Annotated in this window: 14 protein-coding genes; 5 read left to right on the top strand and 9 right to left on the bottom strand. The window is 64.8% G+C overall.

The annotated features are described in order from the left end of the window. The first annotated feature begins 21 nt into the window (after nucleotides 1–21). Both MTR66_RS12700 and MTR66_RS12695 read left to right on the top strand, forming a co-directional pair. Complete coding sequence (locus tag MTR66_RS12700) at nucleotides 22–1605, top strand: amidohydrolase (protein WP_407673049.1); 1584 nt, start codon at nucleotides 22–24, stop codon at nucleotides 1603–1605. 89 nt (nucleotides 1606–1694) lie between these two features. Further along, on the top strand, nucleotides 1695–3284 hold the full coding sequence (locus MTR66_RS12695) for an amidohydrolase (RefSeq protein ID WP_243921582.1): 1590 nt from the start codon (nucleotides 1695–1697) through the stop codon (nucleotides 3282–3284). A gap of 27 nt (nucleotides 3285–3311) precedes the next feature. Here the strand turns inward: MTR66_RS12695 and MTR66_RS12690 are convergent, their stop codons facing one another. Then, on the bottom strand, nucleotides 3312–4235 hold the full coding sequence (locus tag MTR66_RS12690; protein ID WP_243921580.1) for a LysR family transcriptional regulator: 924 nt from the start codon (nucleotides 4233–4235) through the stop codon (nucleotides 3312–3314). 87 nt (nucleotides 4236–4322) lie between these two features. Here MTR66_RS12690 and MTR66_RS12685 point away from each other — a divergent pair, with 87 nt between their 5' ends. Genes MTR66_RS12685 through MTR66_RS12675 form a run of 3 tightly spaced genes read left to right on the top strand, consistent with a single transcriptional unit; the run spans nucleotide 4323 to nucleotide 6956 of the window. Then, entirely contained in the window at nucleotides 4323–5336 is a 1014-nt protein-coding gene (locus MTR66_RS12685) for a TIGR03571 family LLM class oxidoreductase (RefSeq protein ID WP_243921578.1), read from the top strand. 41 nt (nucleotides 5337–5377) lie between these two features. Continuing rightward, the gene (locus tag MTR66_RS12680; protein ID WP_243921576.1) at nucleotides 5378–6493 is read left to right on the top strand and encodes an alkene reductase; all 1116 of its coding nucleotides are present in this window, start codon (nucleotides 5378–5380) and stop codon (nucleotides 6491–6493) included. After that, a complete protein-coding gene (locus tag MTR66_RS12675; protein WP_243921574.1) occupies nucleotides 6486–6956 on the top strand; it encodes a nuclear transport factor 2 family protein in 471 nt (156 codons plus the stop codon). The genes MTR66_RS12680 and MTR66_RS12675 overlap by 8 nt, the downstream gene beginning before the upstream one ends. A gap of 46 nt (nucleotides 6957–7002) precedes the next feature. On the opposite strand, the gene MTR66_RS12670 is transcribed toward MTR66_RS12675, so the two are convergent. The 8 genes from MTR66_RS12670 to MTR66_RS12635 form a co-directional block, all read right to left on the bottom strand. Then, nucleotides 7003–8205: an ABC transporter permease gene (locus MTR66_RS12670; protein WP_243921621.1), complete on the bottom strand. Its 1203-nt coding sequence runs from the start codon at nucleotides 8203–8205 to the stop codon at nucleotides 7003–7005. An 8-nt stretch (nucleotides 8206–8213) separates the two neighbouring features. Next, nucleotides 8214–8918, bottom strand: coding sequence for an ABC transporter ATP-binding protein (locus MTR66_RS12665; RefSeq protein WP_243921572.1), 705 nt, complete (start codon nucleotides 8916–8918; stop codon nucleotides 8214–8216). Beyond that, nucleotides 8915–10246: an efflux RND transporter periplasmic adaptor subunit gene (locus MTR66_RS12660; protein ID WP_243921570.1), complete on the bottom strand. Its 1332-nt coding sequence runs from the start codon at nucleotides 10244–10246 to the stop codon at nucleotides 8915–8917. Before MTR66_RS12660 ends, MTR66_RS12665 begins: the two co-directional genes overlap by 4 nt. Then, nucleotides 10246–11637 (bottom strand): efflux transporter outer membrane subunit, encoded by a 1392-nt coding sequence (locus MTR66_RS12655; RefSeq protein WP_243921568.1) that lies wholly within the window; start codon nucleotides 11635–11637, stop codon nucleotides 10246–10248. Before MTR66_RS12655 ends, MTR66_RS12660 begins: the two co-directional genes overlap by 1 nt. Before the next feature lie 306 nt (nucleotides 11638–11943). Further along, nucleotides 11944–12351, bottom strand: coding sequence for a copper-binding protein (locus MTR66_RS12650; RefSeq protein ID WP_243921565.1), 408 nt, complete (start codon nucleotides 12349–12351; stop codon nucleotides 11944–11946). Next, the gene (locus tag MTR66_RS12645) at nucleotides 12351–15503 is read right to left on the bottom strand and encodes an efflux RND transporter permease subunit (protein WP_243921563.1); all 3153 of its coding nucleotides are present in this window, start codon (nucleotides 15501–15503) and stop codon (nucleotides 12351–12353) included. Before MTR66_RS12645 ends, MTR66_RS12650 begins: the two co-directional genes overlap by 1 nt. Further along, the gene (locus MTR66_RS12640; protein ID WP_243921561.1) at nucleotides 15500–16987 is read right to left on the bottom strand and encodes an efflux RND transporter periplasmic adaptor subunit; all 1488 of its coding nucleotides are present in this window, start codon (nucleotides 16985–16987) and stop codon (nucleotides 15500–15502) included. The genes MTR66_RS12645 and MTR66_RS12640 overlap by 4 nt, the downstream gene beginning before the upstream one ends. After that, the gene (locus MTR66_RS12635; protein ID WP_243921560.1) at nucleotides 16984–18213 is read right to left on the bottom strand and encodes a TolC family protein; all 1230 of its coding nucleotides are present in this window, start codon (nucleotides 18211–18213) and stop codon (nucleotides 16984–16986) included. The genes MTR66_RS12640 and MTR66_RS12635 overlap by 4 nt, the downstream gene beginning before the upstream one ends. Between the last annotated feature and the right edge of the window lie 28 nt (nucleotides 18214–18241).

Here is an 18241-nt window from a genome sequence, read left to right as displayed (position 1 = left end):
TTTCAAGCGAGAGGAATTCACATGAAGGGTTTCCAGCATCCCGCCGTGTGGGCAATGGCTGCGGCCATCGCTTCCGCGCATGCGGCGCCTGCCTTTGCCGATGCCAGCCCCGCCCTGAAGAAGGAAGTTACCGCCGGTGTCGAAGCCCGGGCCAAGCTGGTTCAGGAAATGGTCGATTCCGGGTTTTCCTTTGCCGAGCCGGGCTTTCAGGAATTCAAGACGTCCGAATATCTGACCAGCATCCTCGAAAAGAACGGCTTCAAGATCACGCACGGTGTGGCCGGTATCCCCACCGCATGGACGGCGACCTGGGGCGAAGGCGGGCCACTGCTGGCACTGGGCAGCGATCTCGACGGGCTGCTGGGCCTCAGCCAGGTGCCCGGATCGCCGCAGATCAAGCCGCTTGTCGAAGGTGCTCCGGGGCATGGCGAAGGGCACAACAGCGGCATGCCACTGGTCATTGCCGCCGCGCTCGCCGCCAAGGAGGCCATGATCAAGCATGGCATCAAGGGCCGCCTGATGATCTGGCCCGGCATTGCCGAGGAACTGCTCGCCACCAAGGCCTATTACGTGCGCGACGGTCTGTTCGACGGGGTCGATGCCTGCATCTTCACCCATGTGGCCAACAGTTTCTCGACCGCCTGGGGCCGGATGGGCCACAACGGCATGGTCTCGGTCGAATATTCGTTCAAGGGCAAGACGGCCCATGCCGCGGGCGATCCCTGGGATGGCCATTCGGCGCTGGACGCGGTGGAAATCATGGACACCGCCTGGAACTTCCGGCGCGAGCACCTGCCGGTAACGCAGCGTTCGCACTACATCATCACCAACGGGGGCAACCAGCCCAACATCGTCCCCTCGGACGCCTCCGTCTGGTACTATTTCCGCGACAACAGCTTCGAAGGCGTCAAATACCTCTACAAGACCGGGAACGAGATTGCGCAAGCCGCCGCGATGGCAACCGGCACGAAAGTCTCGCACCGCATCCTCGGCTATGCCGCGCCCAACTGGGGCAACAAGCCGCTGGCCGAAGCCGCCTACAAGAACATCAAGGCCGTTGGCATGCCCAAGTGGTCCGCCGGAGATCAGGCCTTTGCCAGGATGGTTCAGGAAACCAACGGCCGCGAGCTGGAACCCCTGCGCAGCGAAATCGACGAACTGTCGACGCCGGAAACGCGCGGCACTTCGCTCGGCGGCGGATCGGACGACATCGGCGACATCATGTGGACCGTGCCCACGATCACGATCCGCTATCCCTCCAACATTCCCAACATGATCGGCCATAACGTGCTCGCGGCCATCGCCATGGCCACCCCTGTCGCCCACAAGGGCGCCGTCCAGGGCGCCAAGGCGCTGGCCATGACCATCCTCGATTTCATGACCACGCCCAAGCTGGTGCAGGATGCCAAAGCCTATCAGCAGAACGTCCAGTTCAAGGCAGACAAGTACGATCCGGTGATCACCGCCGACGACACGCCTGCCATCTGGCTCAACGAAAAGACCATGGCCGAAATGCGGCCGAAGATGGAGCCCTACTACTACGATCCGGCAAAGTACGACACGTACCTGGATCAGCTCGGTATCGCTTACCCACCCGCACCATGACGGGACTGGGGCGGATGCACGCCTAGGCCGCATCCGCCCCTTTTTTCTTTCCGGCCACGCCTCTCCCCCTTCATTGTGAAAGTGCTGACATGCCCTATACCCGTTCGCTCGCTGTCCTTCTGGCCGCCCCTTGCCTTGCCTTCGCACCGGCCACTGTCCGGGCGGAAGCGCCTTCCCCGCTCAAGCAGGAAGCCGTGGCCGATGTGGATGCCCGCGCCGGAATGGTGCAGCAGATGGTCGATACCGTGTTTTCCTATGCCGAGCCGGGCTTTCAAGAATTCAGAACTTCCGAATACCTCACCGGCATCCTCGAAAAGAACGGTTTCAAGATCACGCGCGGCGTTGCAGGCATTCCCACCGCCTGGACCGCGACCTGGGGCGAAGGGGGCCCGCTCATCGCACTGGGCAGCGACATCGACTGCCTGCTAGGTCTCAGCCAGGTGCCCGGATCGCCGCAGATCAAGCCGCTTGTCGAAGGCGCGCCGGGGCATGGCGAAGGGCACAACGCAGGCATGCCCCTGATGATCGCCGCCGCGCTGGCCGCCAAGGACGTCATGACCAAGCACGGCATCAAGGGCCGGATCATGTTGTGGCCGGGTGTGGCGGAAGAACTGCTCGGCTCCAAGGCCTACTATGTGCGTGCCGGCGTGTTCGACGGCGTCGATGCCTCCATTTTCACCCATGTGTCCTCGGGTTTCGGCACCGGGTATGGAGACCTCGGCCTCAATGGCATGGTCTCGGTCGAATATTCGTTCAAGGGCAAGACGGCCCATGCCGCGGGCGACCCCTGGGATGGCCGCTCGGCGCTGGACGCGGTCGAGATCATGGACACTGCCTGGAACTTCCGGCGCGAGCATCTGCCGGTCACGCAGCGTTCGCACTACGTCATCACCAATGGCGGGAACCAGCCCAATATCGTCCCGTCGGACGCTTCCGTCTGGTACTATTTCCGCGACAAGAACTTTGCCGCCATCCGCAATCTCTATGAAACTGGCAACACCATTTCCAAAGCGGCGGCGATGGCCACGGGCACCACAGTCACCCACCGCATTCTCGGTTATGCCGCTCCAACGTTCGCCAACAAACCGCTGGCGCTGGCGGCAGACAAGAACATCCGGGCTGTAGGCATGCCGCAATGGTCGGCGGCGGACCAGACTTTCGCCAAGGCCGTCCAGCAGGCCAACGGATTGAAGCAGGAACCGCTATCCAGCACCGTGACCCCGCTTTCCACGCCCGAAACGCGCGGCGGCAGAGGCTTCGGCGCCTCCGACGATATCGGCGACGTCATGTGGACAGTGCCCACGATCACCGTGATGTTCCCGTCCAACATCCCCGGCTCCATCCCCCATAACGTCACTTCGGCCATGGCCATGGCCACGCCGATTGCCCACAAGGGCGCCGTTGCAGGTGCGAAGGCCGTTGCCATGACAGTGCTGGACCTGATGACCACCCCGAAGCTGGTCTCCGAAGCAAAGGCCTATTTCGGGGGCGTCCAACAAGAGGCGGACACTTACGATCCGGTCATCACCGCGGAAGACAAACCCGCGATAGACCTCAACGGCAAGTTGATGAAAACGCTGCGCCCCCAGATGGAACCCTATTACTACGATGCGGCGAAATATCCGAGCTATCTGGATCAGCTGGGGGTTGCCTATCCGTCTGGGGAGCAAGCCCAGTGACACCTGCTGAAGGATCATAAGCGCAGGCTACATACGGTAAGCCGAGCCGGACGCACTGGCATCCGCCACAAGCGCATCGATAACGGCACGCTGCTTGGGCAGGAGGAAGCGCGAACGGGGCCAGACGGCGTGAATGGGCATTTCCGCCCCTTCGAATGCCGGAAGCACCCTGACCAGCGTGCCGGCATCGAGCTGGTCCTGCACCAGCCAGGTGGGAAGCTGGGACAGGCCGCATCCCGCCGCCACGGCATCGACCATGGCATCGCCGTCGCTGAATTCATGGCGTGCGCGGATCGTCTGGCGGAAAGTGCGTCCCCCTGCATCGCGCAGCAGCCAGGCCACCTGCCCGTTGCGCTGGCTGCCGGCTATGCAGGCATGCCCGGTCAGTTCCGCCGGTGTGGCCGGGCTTCCGTGAGCTTCCAGATAGGACGGCGACGCACAGATCACGAGCCGCTGGCGGCCGAGACGGCGGGCGACAAGATCCGCATCGTCCTCCAGCGTGCCGATCCGCACCACCAGATCCACCCCTTCGTCGATCAGGTTGATCCTGCGTTCGGTGAAACTGACCGAAAGATCGAGCGCCGGATATTCGCACGCCAGCCGCGTCAGCACCGGCATAACGTGCCTGCGCCCGAACGCCGCGGGCAGATGAATTCGCATGCGGCCGACGACCGCGCCCCGGTCTACCGCGACATCCTGTTCCAGGCCCTGCACGTCGTCCAGCAAGGCCACCCAGCCTTCGAAGAAACGCTCTCCCTCCGGCGTCGGCGTCAGCTTGCGCGTGGTGCGGTGGAGGAGCTTCACCCCCAGCCGCTCCTCCAGCCGCGTCACACTCTTGCCAATGGCCGATCCGGTGAGCCCCAGCCGCGCCCCGGCCGCCGTAAAACTGCCGGAACGCACCGTTTCCACATATTCGAGAACACCTGCGAAGGGCGGCGATTGAGCATTCATTGCGGAATCCAAGGATGGAATGAACGGAATTCAGCGGCATTATCATTTTCGAGAGATTGAATACATGGGCTGCGAAAGGAAATCACGATGACAGCCTCAACCACCATTCCAGCCCCGGCAGCCGTGGACACCAGCACGGCCCCCAGTGGCCATGCAGGCCATGCCCGGCTCTTTGCCCCGGGTGAGCTGACGCTGGGGCTCATCATGCCGCTGGAGACTTATCCCTATACCAGCCGCCCCACGATGGAAGGCCACCTGGACATGGCCCGCAAAGCCGATGCCATCGGGATCAGCGGGCTCTGGCTGCGCGACATTCCCTTCTTCGATCCCGCTTATGGCGATGCCGGGCAAGTGCTGGAGCCACTTGTCTACATCTCGGCGCTGGCCTCGGTAACGCAGCGGATCGCTCTGGGCACGGCGGGCATCGTCCTGCCGTTTCGCGAGCCCAACCTGCTGGCGCGGCAGATTTCGGCGCTCGATCAATTGTCCGGCGGGCGCATGCTGGCAGGGCTGTCCTCCGGCGACCGGCCTTTCGAATACCCGCTGTTCGGCGCCGATTTCGGGCAGCGCGCCGAACAGTTCCGCGAAGTCTACAGACTGTACCGCAAGATGGCCGAAGAGCATGCCCCGGCCTATTCCAGCCAGCGTTTCGGGCGCTCGCCCGGCGGCTACAGCGTGTTGCCCAAGCCGCCGTTCGGCCGCACCCCCACGATCGCTATCGGGCGCGCTGCGCAGGACACTGGCTGGATCGCGGCCAACATGGGCGGGATGATCGTACCGTGCCCTCCGGCGGCAGCCATGGACCAGACCGTCTCGGAATGGCGCGCGGCTGTGGCCGAAGGTACGGATGGCGAAGTCTTCAAGCCGTTCGGGATCGCCGGATTTCTGCACCTGAGCCAAGACCGCGACCATCCGTTCCAGCGCGTGCGCGCCGGATTTCGCACCGGCAGCCGTTCGCTTGCCCGCTTCATGGCCGAAGCGCGCGAGGCCGGGGTCAATCACATCGCCCTCAATCCCCGCTTCACCGATCGCCCGATGGACGACGTGCTGGCCGATATCGAGCGCGACATCCTGCCCCATTTCCCCTCACTGACCGCTTAGTCCCGCCCTTATTCCCCCTCAGTTGCCGAAGGCTCTCCCTTATGTCCCTTCTCTTCACACCTTATGACCTTGGCGAAATCCCGCTGGCCAATCGTGTCGTCATGGCACCGATGACGCGTTCGCGCGCGCAGACCGGCATCCCCGATGCCCTGACCGCGCTCTACTATGCCCAGCGCGCCAGTGCGGGCCTGATAATCACCGAGGGCGCGCCCGTTTCCACGGAAGGCACCGGCTACCTCTACACGCCCGGCATCCATACCGGCGAACAGGAACAGGGCTGGCGCGCCGTCACCGATGCCGTCCATGCCCGGGGCGGGCGAATTTTCGTGCAGCTCTGGCATGTCGGCCGCTTGTCCCATACCAGCCTTCAGCCTGGCGGCGCGGCCCCGGTCTCCAGCTCCACGCGGCCTGCTGCCGGGGCGCTGGTCTATGCCCACGGGCAGGATGGACAGCCGGGCCAGGTTCCGGCCAGCACGCCGCGCGCGCTTGAAACCGGAGAGATCCCGCACATCACCGACGATTTCGTGTCTGCGGCCAGGCGTGCGATGCGCGCGGGCTTCGACGGTGTCGAGATCCACGGCGCCAACGGCTACCTGTTCGAACAGTTTGTGAACGGCGCGGTCAACGATCGCACCGACCGTTATGGCGGTTCCATCGAAAACCGCCTGCGCTTCCTGCTCGAAACGATCGATGCGGTCAGCGAGGCGATCGGCCGAGAGCATGTGGGCGTGCGCCTCTCCCCCTTCGGGCGGCTGTACGACATGGCCGCCTATGAGGATGAGGCGGAAACCTGGCTGCAACTGGCTGCCGCACTCGAAGCGCGCGCGCCTGCCTATGTCCATCTGAGTGACCAGCTCACAATCGGGGCGCAAGCCATATCGGATGGCTTCGCGCACGATTTCTGCAAGACCTACACCGGCACGCTCATCGCCGCTGGCGGTTTCACCCGCGACACGGCGGAGCAGGCCTTGCGCGACGGGGCACTGGATCTCATCGCCTTCGGCCGCCCGTTCATCGCCAATCCCGATCTTGTCGAGCGCATGGAACATGGCTGGCCGCTCGCCGAAGCTTCGCGCGAGGCCTTCTACGGCGGCTCGGGTGAGCACGGCTACACTGACTTTCCCGCCTATGAAGAGGGAGCCTCATCGCATGACTGAGGCTGAAAACACGCCGCCGTCGCTCGATCCGCGCGTCGCGGCGCTCCTCGACAAGGAAGCCATTCGCACCCTGCGCCTTCACTACAGCGCGCTGCTGGACGGCGGGCAGGCCAGCCGCATGGACGAAGTCTTCACCGAAGATGCCGAAGTGGCCGTGACGGTGGGTACGATGAAGGGGCTCGCCGAAATCAGGAAGAGCCTGGCCGAGGCTTTCGTCAGCTTCGATACGCTTGGGCGTGAAAGCTTCCCGTTCCTCCATGCGGTGGCAAACCACCAGATCACCCTCACCGGCCCGGACACCGCGCAAGGCAGCTGCTACCTCCTCGATTTCGTCACCGACCGGCCGGAAGAAAGGCACCCGTTCCTGCTGCTGGGGCTCTACCGTGACCAATATCTGCGCACCGGCGCAGGCTGGCGCATCGCATGTTCGCGGCTCGACGTGCTCTGGCCGCACGAAAACTGAGCCTGAGCCAAAAGTGCGATGAGGCAGGCCCATCGCACTTTTGGCATTACTCGTGGCGCAAGGCCTCGATCGGATCGAGGCGGGATGCCCGGCGGGCGGGGTAGTAGCCAAAGGCTATCCCCATCAGGGCCGAGAACAGGAAGCTCAGCACATTGACCATGGGGCTGAACATGAACGGCACGTCGATCGCTTTCGACAGGCCGAACGATAGCGCAAATGCCAGCACCAGCCCGGTCAGGCCGCCGAAGCAGCACAGCACCACCGCCTCGGTCAGGAACTGCATCCGCACTTCGCGCGCCAGAGCGCCGATGGCGAGGCGAATGCCGATCTCACGCGTGCGCTCGGTCACGGACACCAGCATGATGTTCATGATCCCGATGCCGCCCACAGCCAGGCTGATGGCCGCAATGGCGGCGACCATGGCCGTCAGCGCCCCGGTCGCGGCAGAGACGGCCTGATTGACCTGCGCGGTATCGATGATGTTGAAATTGTTTCCTTCTCCGGCCTGTAGCAACCGCCGCTGGCGCAGCAATTGCACCAGCGCGTCCTGGACCGCCGTGCCGGAATAGCCGCTGGCATATTTGACCACGAAATACTGCAGGTCGTTATTGCCGGTGAAGCGCCGCTGCACCGTCTTGAGCGGCATGATGACCTGATTGTCCTCGTCCTGCCCGCCCCCGCTGGTGCCGCGTTCCTTCATCACGCCAACCACCGTGCACGGCACATTGGCCAGACGCATGGTCTCTCCCATCGGCTCGATACCGGCAACGAAGATCTGCTGTTCAACCTTCTGGCCGATAATGCACACGTCCTTGCCCGCGCTTTCCTCGGCAGAGGTGAAGCCCCTTCCCCGCTCGACCTGCATCGACTGCGCCAAGAGGAAGGCCATGTCGGCGCCGCGCACGCTGGTCTGCCAGACCTGGCCGTTGTGATAGGCATTCACATTCTTCGAAACGCTGCCCGCGACATATTCGACACCCGCGATCTGCTCTGAAACCGCCGTCACGTCCGCTTCCTTGAACGGGCGCCACGCGACCTGGGAGCCGCTCCCGCGTGTGGGCAGGACGATCAGCACGTTGGAACCGAGCGAGGATATCTGGTTCTGCACCGACGCGGTGACGCCGTTGCCCAGCGTCACCATCGTCACCACGGCGGCAACGCCGATCACGATGCCCAGCGTGGTGAGAAACGAGCGCAGCAGATGCCGCCGGATCTCGCGCATGGCCAGCAGCAGCGTGGCACCGAACATCCGGAACATCAGGCGTCCTTTCCTGTTTCGATGCGTTCCACCAGCCCGTCGCGAAAGTGGATGATATTGTGCGCGAAGGCCGCCATCTCGGCTTCGTGCGTCACCATCAGGATCGTAATGCCGCCCCGGTTTAGCTCCTGCAGCAGGTGCATGATTTCCGCCGATCGTTCGGTATCGAGGTTACCGGTAGGCTCATCCGCCAGCAGCACATCCGGTTCGGTTACGAGCGCGCGGGCAATGGCAACGCGCTGCTGCTGGCCGCCGGACAGTTCGGCCGGGGTATGGTCTGCCCAAGGCGCAAGCCCCACCTGATCGAGCGCCTTCATGGCCGCCGCGCGCCGCACGGACTTCTTTTCGCCGCGGTAGAGCAGCGGCAGCTCCACGTTTTCCAGCGCGCTGGTCCGCGCCAGAAGGTTGAACCCCTGAAATACGAAGCCCAGATAGCGCCGCCGCAGCAGCGAGCGCTGATCGCGATCGAGCGCCTGCACTTCCATTCCGCGAAAGCGGAACACGCCCGACGTGGGCGTGTCGAGGCAGCCCAGGATGTTCATCGTCGTCGATTTGCCCGAGCCCGACGGGCCCATCACGGCCACGAAATCCCCGCTTTCGATCTGCATGTCCACACCGCGCAGCGCCTGGAAGGCGGCATCGCCTGTGCCGAAGACTTTGGTGATGCCTTCCAGCTCAATCAGCGGCGGCGCGGGAGGTGTCATGTGCCCTTGGCCTTGATCCCGGTCACAACCTTTATGCCTGCCTTGAGCGCCTCGGCCTTGACCACCGTCATCCGGCCATCGCTCTGTCCGGTCACGACCTTGATCGGCTTGAGCGTGCCGTCCGGCTCCAGCACGTAGACCTGCTGCGTGCTGCCGATGCCAATGGACGCCTGCTGCTCGGCCTGCTGAAGTCCGATCTGGGGATTGAGCACGCCTCCCTCTTCCTTCTTCTTGTGGTCCGGCTTGAAGCGCAGTGCGCTGTTGGGAACCAGAAGCTGCTGCCCGGTGCTGGCGGTCGCGATCGTGGCGGTCGCAGTCATGCCGGGGCGCAGCAGGCCGTCCGCATTGTCCACCGTCAGCCGGGCCTCGTATTCCACCACGGTGTCCGTGTTTCCCCCGGCGGCGGCGTTGCTCGATGCGTTGAGCGTGCTGGCCGTATTGGTGGAGGCCAGGTCCACGCGGTCCACCACGGCATCGAACTTGCGCCCCGGATAGGCATCGACCGTGAACTGCGCCTTGTCCCCCGCATGAACCTGGCCGATATCCGCCTCGTCGATCGACACACGCAATTGCATGGCGGAAAGATCCTCGGCGATGATGAACAGCGTCGGCGTGTTGAAAGACGCGGCCACGGTCTGCCCCGGCTCGACCTGCCTTGCCAGCACCACGCCGGAAACCGGCGATCGGATTACAGCGCGCGACCGCGTGGTTTGCGCGCTCGACAGCGTGGCCTGCATGGCAACCACGTTGGCCCGTGCAGAGGCAATCGTGGCCCGGTCTCGCGTGACGGCACCCTCGGCGGCCTGCAGTTCGGTCTTCGATGGCACTTTGCCCGCCGAGGCCTCGTAAACCGTCTGCAGCCGCGCAAGCTGCGCCGCATCGACATCGAGCGTGGCCTTGGCCTGTTCGACCGAAGCCTTTGCGGCATCGAGATTGGCGCGGGCCTGCCGGATCTGGTCATCGATCACATCGGTGTTTATGACCGCCACCACCTGCCCCTTGGTGACACGATCGTTCACATCGACCATGATCTTGTCGATCTTGCCCGAAATCTCGGACCCGACCTGCACCATGTTGGTCGGGCGGATGCTGCCCGTTGCCGTAACCGTGAGACTGAGCGAGGCCTTGCGGACCGGCTCGCTGAAATAGTCCGGCTCGCCCTTGCCCCCGGCGCAGCGCGCGATCAGCAAGGCCAGCAGCAGAACCGCGAGGCCGATCAGCCCCCACTTGAGCCAGCGGCGCCAGCGCGGCCGGGGCTGTTCCCCCAGGAACTCGGCCAGATCGGTTCCATCCTGGCTGGCGGCCTGCCCTGTCTCTGGATCGTTCATCAAGGATTCCCGTAGTTTGCAGCGCCTTTGCCGGGCAGAAGCGGATACTGGCTTGCCGTCCATCCGCCGCCCAGCGCCTGCGTGAGCTGAACGAAGGCACTGGCCCGCGCCGCCTCCGTCTGGACAACGGCGTTGCGGGCCGAAAGCAACCGGCTTTCCACGTTGAGCAGCGTGACGAAATCGGTCAATCCGGCGCGGTACTGGCTGCGCGCGAGGATCGCGGCGCTATTGGCCGCATCGAGTGCCTCGCGCGTGGATGCGAGGCGGCGGCGCGCTGCGTCTTCGGCCGTTGCGGCGGTTTCCACATCGGCCAGCGCCGTCAGGATCGCCTTGTGCCAGGCGGCCAGCGATCCGCGCGCGGCAGCCTGGGCCCCGCGCACATTGGCCCGCGCCCGGCCGCCATCGAAGATCAGCTGGGACACCGTGGCGAACAGGCCGCCCGTCACGATATCGAACAGATCGCCGATACGCGGAGCCGCCGTATTCACTTGCCCGCTAAGCTGGAGCAGCGGCAAAAGCTGGGCTTTCGCCACGCCTACCCGCGCGCTGTCCGCCACCAGCGAGGCCTCTGCGGCGCGCACGTCCGGGCGGCGGCGCAGCACTTCGGCCGGAGGCGCGAACCCGGCGAGCACGGGCGGCACCGGCACTGTTGCGGGCTGCTGTTCCTCAAGCAGCGCCAGCACCCGGCCGGGCGGTTCGCCAATGAGCGTAGAGATCGCGTTGGCCGTTGCGGCAAGGTTGCTTTCGAGCTGCGGGATCGCGGCCGCGCTCTGCGCGCGCTGCCCCCGCGCCTGCTCGACATCGAGGCTGGACACGAGCCCCGCCTCGTTGCGCCAGCGCGCGATCTGCAAATTCTCCGCGTCGTTCGCCAGCGTGGAGCGGGCAATCGCCAGCTGCGCCGCCGTCGCCCGCGCCGAGATCACGTTTTGCGCGACTTGCCCGGCCACGAGGCGCTGCATGTCCGCCAGCGAATATCCGGCGGCAGCCAGATCGGCCCGCGATGCCGCCACCGATCCGCCGATCCGCCCGAACAGATCGATTTCCCAGCTCGCGCTGCCGCCCAGCGAATATTGCACATCCTTGCGCGCCAGGTCGCCAACGTCCTTCTGCGCACCGGCATTGCCGGACACTTGCGGGAAATACTGCGACTGCGCGCCCTTTAGCGCGGCCCGCGCCTGATCGAGCCGCGCCGCTGCCTGCGCCATGTCCAGATTGTTGGCGATGGCCTGTTCGACCAGTCTGGTCAGCACCGGATCGTCAAGCTGCGTCCAATACTGCGAAAGGTCTTGCGAAACGGGCCGCGCCTTCACTTCCGACCATTGCGCGGGCGTGCGTCCTGGCAGCTCCGGTTGCGCAGAATTAGCCGCAGTACATCCCGCCAGCCCCGCCATGGCAACGCCAAGAACAAGCGATCGGACAGAAATCCGCCGCGATCGGGCCGGACACGCAAAACCAAATGAGCCAGCGGCCATCAAACGATGCGACACTTTCTGCCTTCCAATTTGCGTTTCCCCAGTTCCGGCAGGCAGCATCACTGTCCGCAACGCCAGTGCATCGCGCCTTTACTATCCCCCGCTTTCGCAAGGGGGAAGCCCAAGAAGGCATTAAGAAACATTAAGTTCGGGCGAGCGGGGGATCTGTCCCGGCATCGATGTGCAAAGGTGGGCCTGGAACGATCCACACCGGAAGGCACGCAATCACTGCTTGTTCATAGCCGTGATTGTGCCGCCATCGTCTTCCAGCTTGAGATCGAAGGACACTTTGTCTCCGGCCTTCATACCTTTAAGCAGCCCGGGACCGGCATGGAACATCATGGTCATCGCAGGCCAGTGCGCAGCCGGAATCGGGCCATGCTTGATCGTAACCGTGCCATCTGCGGGATTGACGGCCGTGATCATGCCCATGCCGCTGACCATACCGGGCATCTCCGTGCCGGACATCGGCATGGTAGCGTCGCTGCCGCCCATGGCATCGCCCATTCCGGCCATGTCATGACCGGGCATTTCACCCATGGTGGCGGGGCTTGCAGGCGCCTTGGGCGTCTCCTGCCCGCACGCCGCCAGCAGCAGCGCCGGGAACAGCATCGTAACAACAAAGGGCTTCATCAGACTTCTCCTTTCGAAAGGCTGCGTTCGGAGCGCGATTTCCGCGGCGAACGCATCAGCAGGTAACCGGCGGGGATGACGAACATCGAGAGCAGCGGCGCCGTTATCATGCCCCCGATCATGGGGGCGGCAATCCGGCTCATGATCTCCGAACCGGCCCCGGTGCTAACGAGAATGGGCAAAAGCCCGGCAAGGATGACTGCGACAGTCATCGCCTTGGGCCGCACCCGCAGCAGTGCGCCTTCGCGAACCGCCGCCTCAACAGTGGCCCGCCCCGGGTTGTCACCATGCCTCTCAAGCGCGTGCTTGAGGTACAGCAGCATCACCACGCCGAATTCGGCGGCAACGCCTGCCAGCGCAATAAAACCGACACCGGTTGCCACCGACTGGCTGTAACCGAGCAGGTAGAGCAGCCAGAAGCCGCCCGTCAGCGCAAAGGGCAGCGTGCCCATGATCAGCGCCGCTTCATCCCACCGGCGGAAAATCAGGAAGAGCAGCAGGAATATGATCGCAAGCGTTGCCGGAACAACGATCTTCAGCCGCGAAACCGCACGGGTGAGGTATTCGAACTGCCCTGCATAGGCGATGCTGATCCCCGGCGGCAGTTCCACCTTGGCCGAGACCGCGCTCTGCAGATCATGGACGACCGAGGCGAGATCGCGCCCGCGCACATCGATATAGACATAGCTGACAAGGCGCCCGTTCTCACTCTTGAGCATCGGCGGCCCGTCGGCAATGCGCAGCGAAGCCACCGTGCCCAGCGTGATTTGCTGGCCGGACGGCGTCAGCACCGGCAGATCCCGCAAGGCATCGGCATTGCCCCGCACCTCGCGCGGGTAGCGCACATTGATGGGATAGCGCGCCAGCCCCTCTACCGTGCGGCCGACATTGGCCCCGCCCACCGCTCCGGCAACGATCTGCTGCACGTCTGCGATGTTGAGGCCATAGCGCCCCGCCGCCTGCCGATCGATATCGACATCGACATAACGCCCACCCTCAAGCCGTTCGGCCAGGGCAGAGCTGACGCCGGGGACGGTCTTTGCCACGGTTTCGATCCGGTGCGCGACGCGGTCGATCGCATTGAGGTCCGCACCGGAAACCTTGATGCCGATCGGGCTCTTGATCCCGGTGGCCAGCATGTCGATCCGGTTGCGGATCGGCGGAACCCAGATGTTGGAAAGCCCGGGCACTTTCACCACCCGGTCCAGTTCGTCGACCAGCTTGTCCGGCGTCATGCCCGGCCGCCACTGATCGCGCGGCTTGAAACGAATAGTGGTCTCGAACATCGTCAGCGGGGCCGGATCGGTTGCCGTGTCAGCACGGCCTGCCTTGCCGAACACGCTATCCACTTCGGGCACGGTCTTGATCAGGCGGTCGGTCTGCTGGAGCAGCTGCCCCGCTTTCGCCGCCGAAATACCCGGAAGGGCGGAGGGCATGTAGAGCAGGTCCCCTTCATTCAGCGGCGGCAGGAATTCCCCCCCCAGCTTGGCCACCGGCCAGGCCGTGGTGAGGAAGACCAGCGCCGCAGCCACAAGAACGGTCTTGGGCCGCTGCATCACCCAATCGAGCGCGGGGCGATAGATGCGCGTGAGAAAGCGATTGATCGGGTTATCCTGTTCCGAGGGTATGCGCCCGCGAACAAGCCAGCCCATCAGGACCGGAACCAGCGTGATCGACAGGATCGCGGCCGCCGCCATCGAATAGGTCTTGGTGAACGCCAGCGGCGAGAACAGCCGTCCTTCCTGCGCCTGCAACGTGAAAACCGGCAGGAACGAAAGCGTGATGATCAGCAGGCTGAAGAACAGCGCCGGGCCCACCTCGCGCGCGGCATCCGCAATGACGCGCCAGCGGGTTGTTCCTTCCAGAGGCTCGCCGGGATGGGCGTGCGTCCACTGCTCGATATGCCTGTGCGCATTCTCGATCATGACCACCGCAGCATCGACCATCGCCCCCACGGCAATGGCAATACCGCCCAGAGACATGATGTTGGCGCTGACGCCCTGAAACCGCATCACGGTAAAGGCAGCAAGCACGCCCAGCGGCAGCGTCACGATCGCAACCAGCGCCGAGCGCACGTGCCACAAGAACAGCGCGCACACGGCCGCAACGACGATGAATTCCTCGATCAGCTTGTGGGTCAGGTTCTCGACCGAGGCATCGATAAGCTGCGAGCGGTCGTAAGTGGGGACGATCTCCACACCGGGCGGCAGGCTTTTGCGCAAGTCCGCAAGCCTGGTCTTCACGGCCGCGATGGCGCTGCGCGCATCCGCCCCCTGGCGCAGGATGACGACGCCCCCGGCCACTTCGCCTTCCCCGTTCAGATCGGCAATGCCGCGCCGCATTTCCGGGCCAGTCCGGATCGTTGCGACATCGCCCAGCGAAACCGGCACGCCGCCCGCAACGGTCTTGAGCGGAATAGCGCGGAAGTCGTCGAGCGACTGCAGATAGCCCGAGGCGCGGACCATATATTCGGCCTCGCCCATTTCGAGGACCGATCCGCCCGTTTCCTGATTGGCCCTGCGGATCGCGGCCACCGCGTCCTGAAAGGTCACGCCATATCCGGCGAGCTTCACCGGATCGAGCACGACCTGATATTGCTTCACCATGCCGCCGATGCTGGCCACCTCGGCAATGCCGGGGACGGTCTTGAGTTCGTAGCGCAGGAACCAGTCCTGAATGCTGCGCAACTGGCTGAGATCATGCTGGCCCGTGCGGTCCACCAGTGCATATTCGTAAATCCAGCCCACGCCGGTGGCATCGGGCCCAAGAGCGCTGTTCACGCCATCGGGCAGCTGGCCCTGCACCTGATTGAGGTACTCCAGCACGCGTGAGCGCGCCCAGTAGAGATCGGTGCCATCCTTGAAGATCAAATAGACATAGCTGTCCCCGAAGAAGGAATACCCGCGCACCGTCTTCGCGCCCGGGACCGAGAGCATGGCCGTTGCAAGCGGATAAGTGACCTGATCCTCGACGACCCGGGGCGCCTGCCCCGGATAGCTGGTGCGGATCACCACCTGCACATCGGACAGATCGGGCAAGGCATCGATCGGCGTGGTGCGTACCGCCCAAATACCCGCCGCTGACAGCGCGATAGCGGCAAGCACCACGAACAGCCGGTTGGCGATCGACCAGTCGAGCAGCCGTTCGATCATGTGCCGGGCTCCTTGCTCATGCTCTGGATTTCCGGCCCGGCCTCTTTCTGGGTGAACGTGAAGCGCACCTGGTCCCCCGCCTTGAAGCCATGTGCCAGCATGGGCTTGGCGAGATGGAACATCATGGTCATGCCCGGCCAGCCAAGCGCCGGGACCGGCTCGTGTTTGAGAGTGACCCCGGCCGGGCCGATCTTCTTGATGACACCGCGCGCTTCATAGGAAGAGGCCTTGGCCGTCTGGCCCGAACCGGCTTCGCCGCTCACGGGGCGCACCTCCATCCCGGCGAGACTGGCTTCGGAATCGATCAGGAACTGGCCCGAAGTAACCACCTTCTCGCCTTCGGACAGACCGGCAAGAATCTCGGTCTGCCCTCCGGCCGTCTGCCCGGTTCGCACTTCCGCCGGACGGTAGCGGCCCTTTCCGGACGCGAGCATGACGATGCTGCGCTTGCCGGTCTGGATCACCGCCTCGGACGGCACCAGCAGCGCCTGCCGTTCCTTGCCTGCGAAGTTCACTTGCGCAAACATGCCGGGCCTGAGTTTGAGACCGGGATTGGGCAGTTCGATGCGCACTGTCAGCGTGCGGCTCTTGTCCGCCGCCTGAGGCAGGATGTTCTTGACCCGTCCCTGCCGCGTCTCGCCGGGAAAGGCGGACAGCGATACCGTCACCCGCTGGCCCGGCGAGACCGACCCCGCCACCGCTTCGGGAACCGCCGCATCGAGCCAGACGCTGGAAAGACCGTTGATCTGTGCCAGCGTCTGCCCCGGGGCAACCGTCATCCCCGGCCGCACGTCCAGCGTGGAGATAGTGCCCCCGATCGGGGCCGTAACCGTATAAACCGTTCTGGTCCGCCGATGCTTTTTCACATCGGCCACCGTCGATGCCGGCATGCCCAGCAGCAGCAGCCGCTGCCGCGCCGCGCTGGCCAGTCCGGCATCGCCAGTGCCCAGTGCCGCTAGATATTCCTGCTGCGCGCCGCCCCAGTCCGGGATCAGCAGGTCCGCGATCGGCGCACCGGCCCGGATCAGATCGTCCGGCGCCCGGTTGTAGGTCCGCTGCACGAATCCGCCCGCCCGGGGCTGGACGATGGCAACGTCGCGTTCGTTGAAGGCAATGACACCCGTCGCGCTGATCGCGCCGCCCAGCGTTCCCCGGTGGGCGGCTGCCGTGCGCATGCCAAGGCTCTGCGTCAACGCGGGATCGATCCGCACACCGGCCTCGCTCCCCGCATCGCCTGCGTATTTGGGAACAAGCTGCATGTCCATGAACGGCGACTTGCCCGGTTTGTCAAAATGCTGGTTGGGAACCATCGGATCGTACCAGTAGAGCACCTTGCCGCCGGCATTCTCCGGCGCCGCCTGTTCGGAAGGAGCACGGGTCAAAGCGGCAAGACCAAAACCAGCCGCGCCTGCCAGAAGCGCGATCGCAGCGCCCCCTGCCCAGAGACGCGCGCGCGGAACGGAAAGGAAGGAAACAGGGTTCATCGTTCGTCACCCCCGAATGTCAAAAGAAGGATTGCAGCCTGCCGTGTGACGCGCGCTTCGCGGTCCAGCACATCGAGTTCGGTTTCGGCCAGTGCGGTTTCGGCCGAGACCACGTCGATCAGACCCACGCGGCCCGCGCCGTAGCTGGCGGTTTCCAGATCCGCCTCCTGCCTGGCGAGCGGCAGCAGCGTGTCATGCGCGCGGCGCCATTGCGCAAGTTGCATGGCATGGGTGGCAAGGCCCCTCTCCAATTCTGCCGCCAGCGCCCGCCGCGTGTCCTCGCGCCGCGCGCGGGCTGCGGACACGTCCGCCTCGGCGGCTTCGATCCGGGGATTCTGACGCTTCCCGGGAAACAGCGGCAGCGTCATGCTGGCCCCTACCGATACGACATTGCCATAGGCAGGATCGCGATGCCCGAAAGACAGGCTTACGCCCCAGTCCGGCCGCTTGCCCGCCCGCGCAAGGTCCGCCCCCGCCTGAGCGGCTCCGATCCCGGCATCGGCCGCCCGCACGCGGGGATTGCTCTCGATCTGCAAGCGCAGTTCGGCAGGGTCGAAGGCAAAGCCGGGAATCGAGCCTTGCGCCTGCGGCTCATCATCGCCGGTCCATCGCTCCAGCATGGCCCGCGCCTGCTCCCGTTCGGCCAGGATAGTGCTGCGCCGGTCCTCCAGACCGGCAATGGCCTGGCGGATGCGCAAGCTCTGCCCCGGCCTGGCGCTGCCCGAGGCAACGCCCGCCTCCGCCACCGGCATCAGCGGCCCCAGACGGTCCAGCACATCCTCGATCGCCGTCAGCCGCTTGCCTGCATAGGCCAGATCGATCCAGGCCGCCGCCGTGGCAACCTTCACATCAAGCCGGGTGACGGCAGACCGGGCCTGCGCCACCCCGGTGGCAGCATCCGCCTCCGCCTCCCGGGCATGACGCTTGGCAAGATTGGGAACGTCCTGCTGCAGCCCCACGCGCTGTGCCGTCATCATCGAACCGTCGAGCGTGAAGGCGGGCGGTCCGGATACCGGAAGGTTATCGAAACCGAGCGATAGGCGCGGGTCCGGCAATTGCCCGGCGGCTATGGCGCTTGCCTCGCGCGCGGAGACTTCGGCCGTTCTGGCCGTGATCGCCGGTGCATTGGCCTGTGCGCGTTCGAGCGCCTGTTCGAACGTCAGCGGGCTTGCCATCGCAGGGCAGGCCGATCCTGCCAGAAGCGGCAGGGCCATGAATAGTCGCATGAAGATTCCTGTTCCCTCACGGGCAGCC

This window comes from Novosphingobium beihaiense (assembly GCF_022832375.1).
Lineage (GTDB): Bacteria > Pseudomonadota > Alphaproteobacteria > Sphingomonadales > Sphingomonadaceae > Novosphingobium > Novosphingobium beihaiensis.
Note: the sequence above shows the minus strand (reverse complement) of the source record. Positions and strands in the feature narration are given on the sequence as shown.

Excerpts from the sequence above, each read along its gene's own strand:
- MTR66_RS12700 (WP_407673049.1), top strand. The coding sequence starts at position 22 with ATGAAGGGTTTCCAGCATCCCGCCGTGTGGGCAATGGCTGCGGCCATC.
- MTR66_RS12690 (WP_243921580.1), bottom strand. The coding sequence starts at position 4,235 with ATGAATGCTCAATCGCCGCCCTTCGCAGGTGTTCTCGAATATGTGGAA.
- MTR66_RS12665 (WP_243921572.1), bottom strand. The coding sequence starts at position 8,918 with ATGACACCTCCCGCGCCGCCGCTGATTGAGCTGGAAGGCATCACCAAA.
- MTR66_RS12640 (WP_243921561.1), bottom strand. The coding sequence starts at position 16,987 with ATGAACCCTGTTTCCTTCCTTTCCGTTCCGCGCGCGCGTCTCTGGGCA.
- MTR66_RS12635 (WP_243921560.1), bottom strand. The coding sequence starts at position 18,213 with ATGCGACTATTCATGGCCCTGCCGCTTCTGGCAGGATCGGCCTGCCCT.
- MTR66_RS12650 (WP_243921565.1), bottom strand. The coding sequence starts at position 12,351 with ATGAAGCCCTTTGTTGTTACGATGCTGTTCCCGGCGCTGCTGCTGGCG.
- MTR66_RS12655 (WP_243921568.1), bottom strand. The coding sequence starts at position 11,637 with ATGGCGGGGCTGGCGGGATGTACTGCGGCTAATTCTGCGCAACCGGAG.
- MTR66_RS12670 (WP_243921621.1), bottom strand. The coding sequence starts at position 8,205 with ATGTTCGGTGCCACGCTGCTGCTGGCCATGCGCGAGATCCGGCGGCAT.
- MTR66_RS12660 (WP_243921570.1), bottom strand. The coding sequence starts at position 10,246 with ATGAACGATCCAGAGACAGGGCAGGCCGCCAGCCAGGATGGAACCGAT.
- MTR66_RS12680 (WP_243921576.1), top strand. The coding sequence starts at position 5,378 with ATGTCCCTTCTCTTCACACCTTATGACCTTGGCGAAATCCCGCTGGCC.
- MTR66_RS12645 (WP_243921563.1), bottom strand. The coding sequence starts at position 15,503 with ATGATCGAACGGCTGCTCGACTGGTCGATCGCCAACCGGCTGTTCGTG.
- MTR66_RS12695 (WP_243921582.1), top strand. The coding sequence starts at position 1,695 with ATGCCCTATACCCGTTCGCTCGCTGTCCTTCTGGCCGCCCCTTGCCTT.
- MTR66_RS12675 (WP_243921574.1), top strand. The coding sequence starts at position 6,486 with ATGACTGAGGCTGAAAACACGCCGCCGTCGCTCGATCCGCGCGTCGCG.
- MTR66_RS12685 (WP_243921578.1), top strand. The coding sequence starts at position 4,323 with ATGACAGCCTCAACCACCATTCCAGCCCCGGCAGCCGTGGACACCAGC.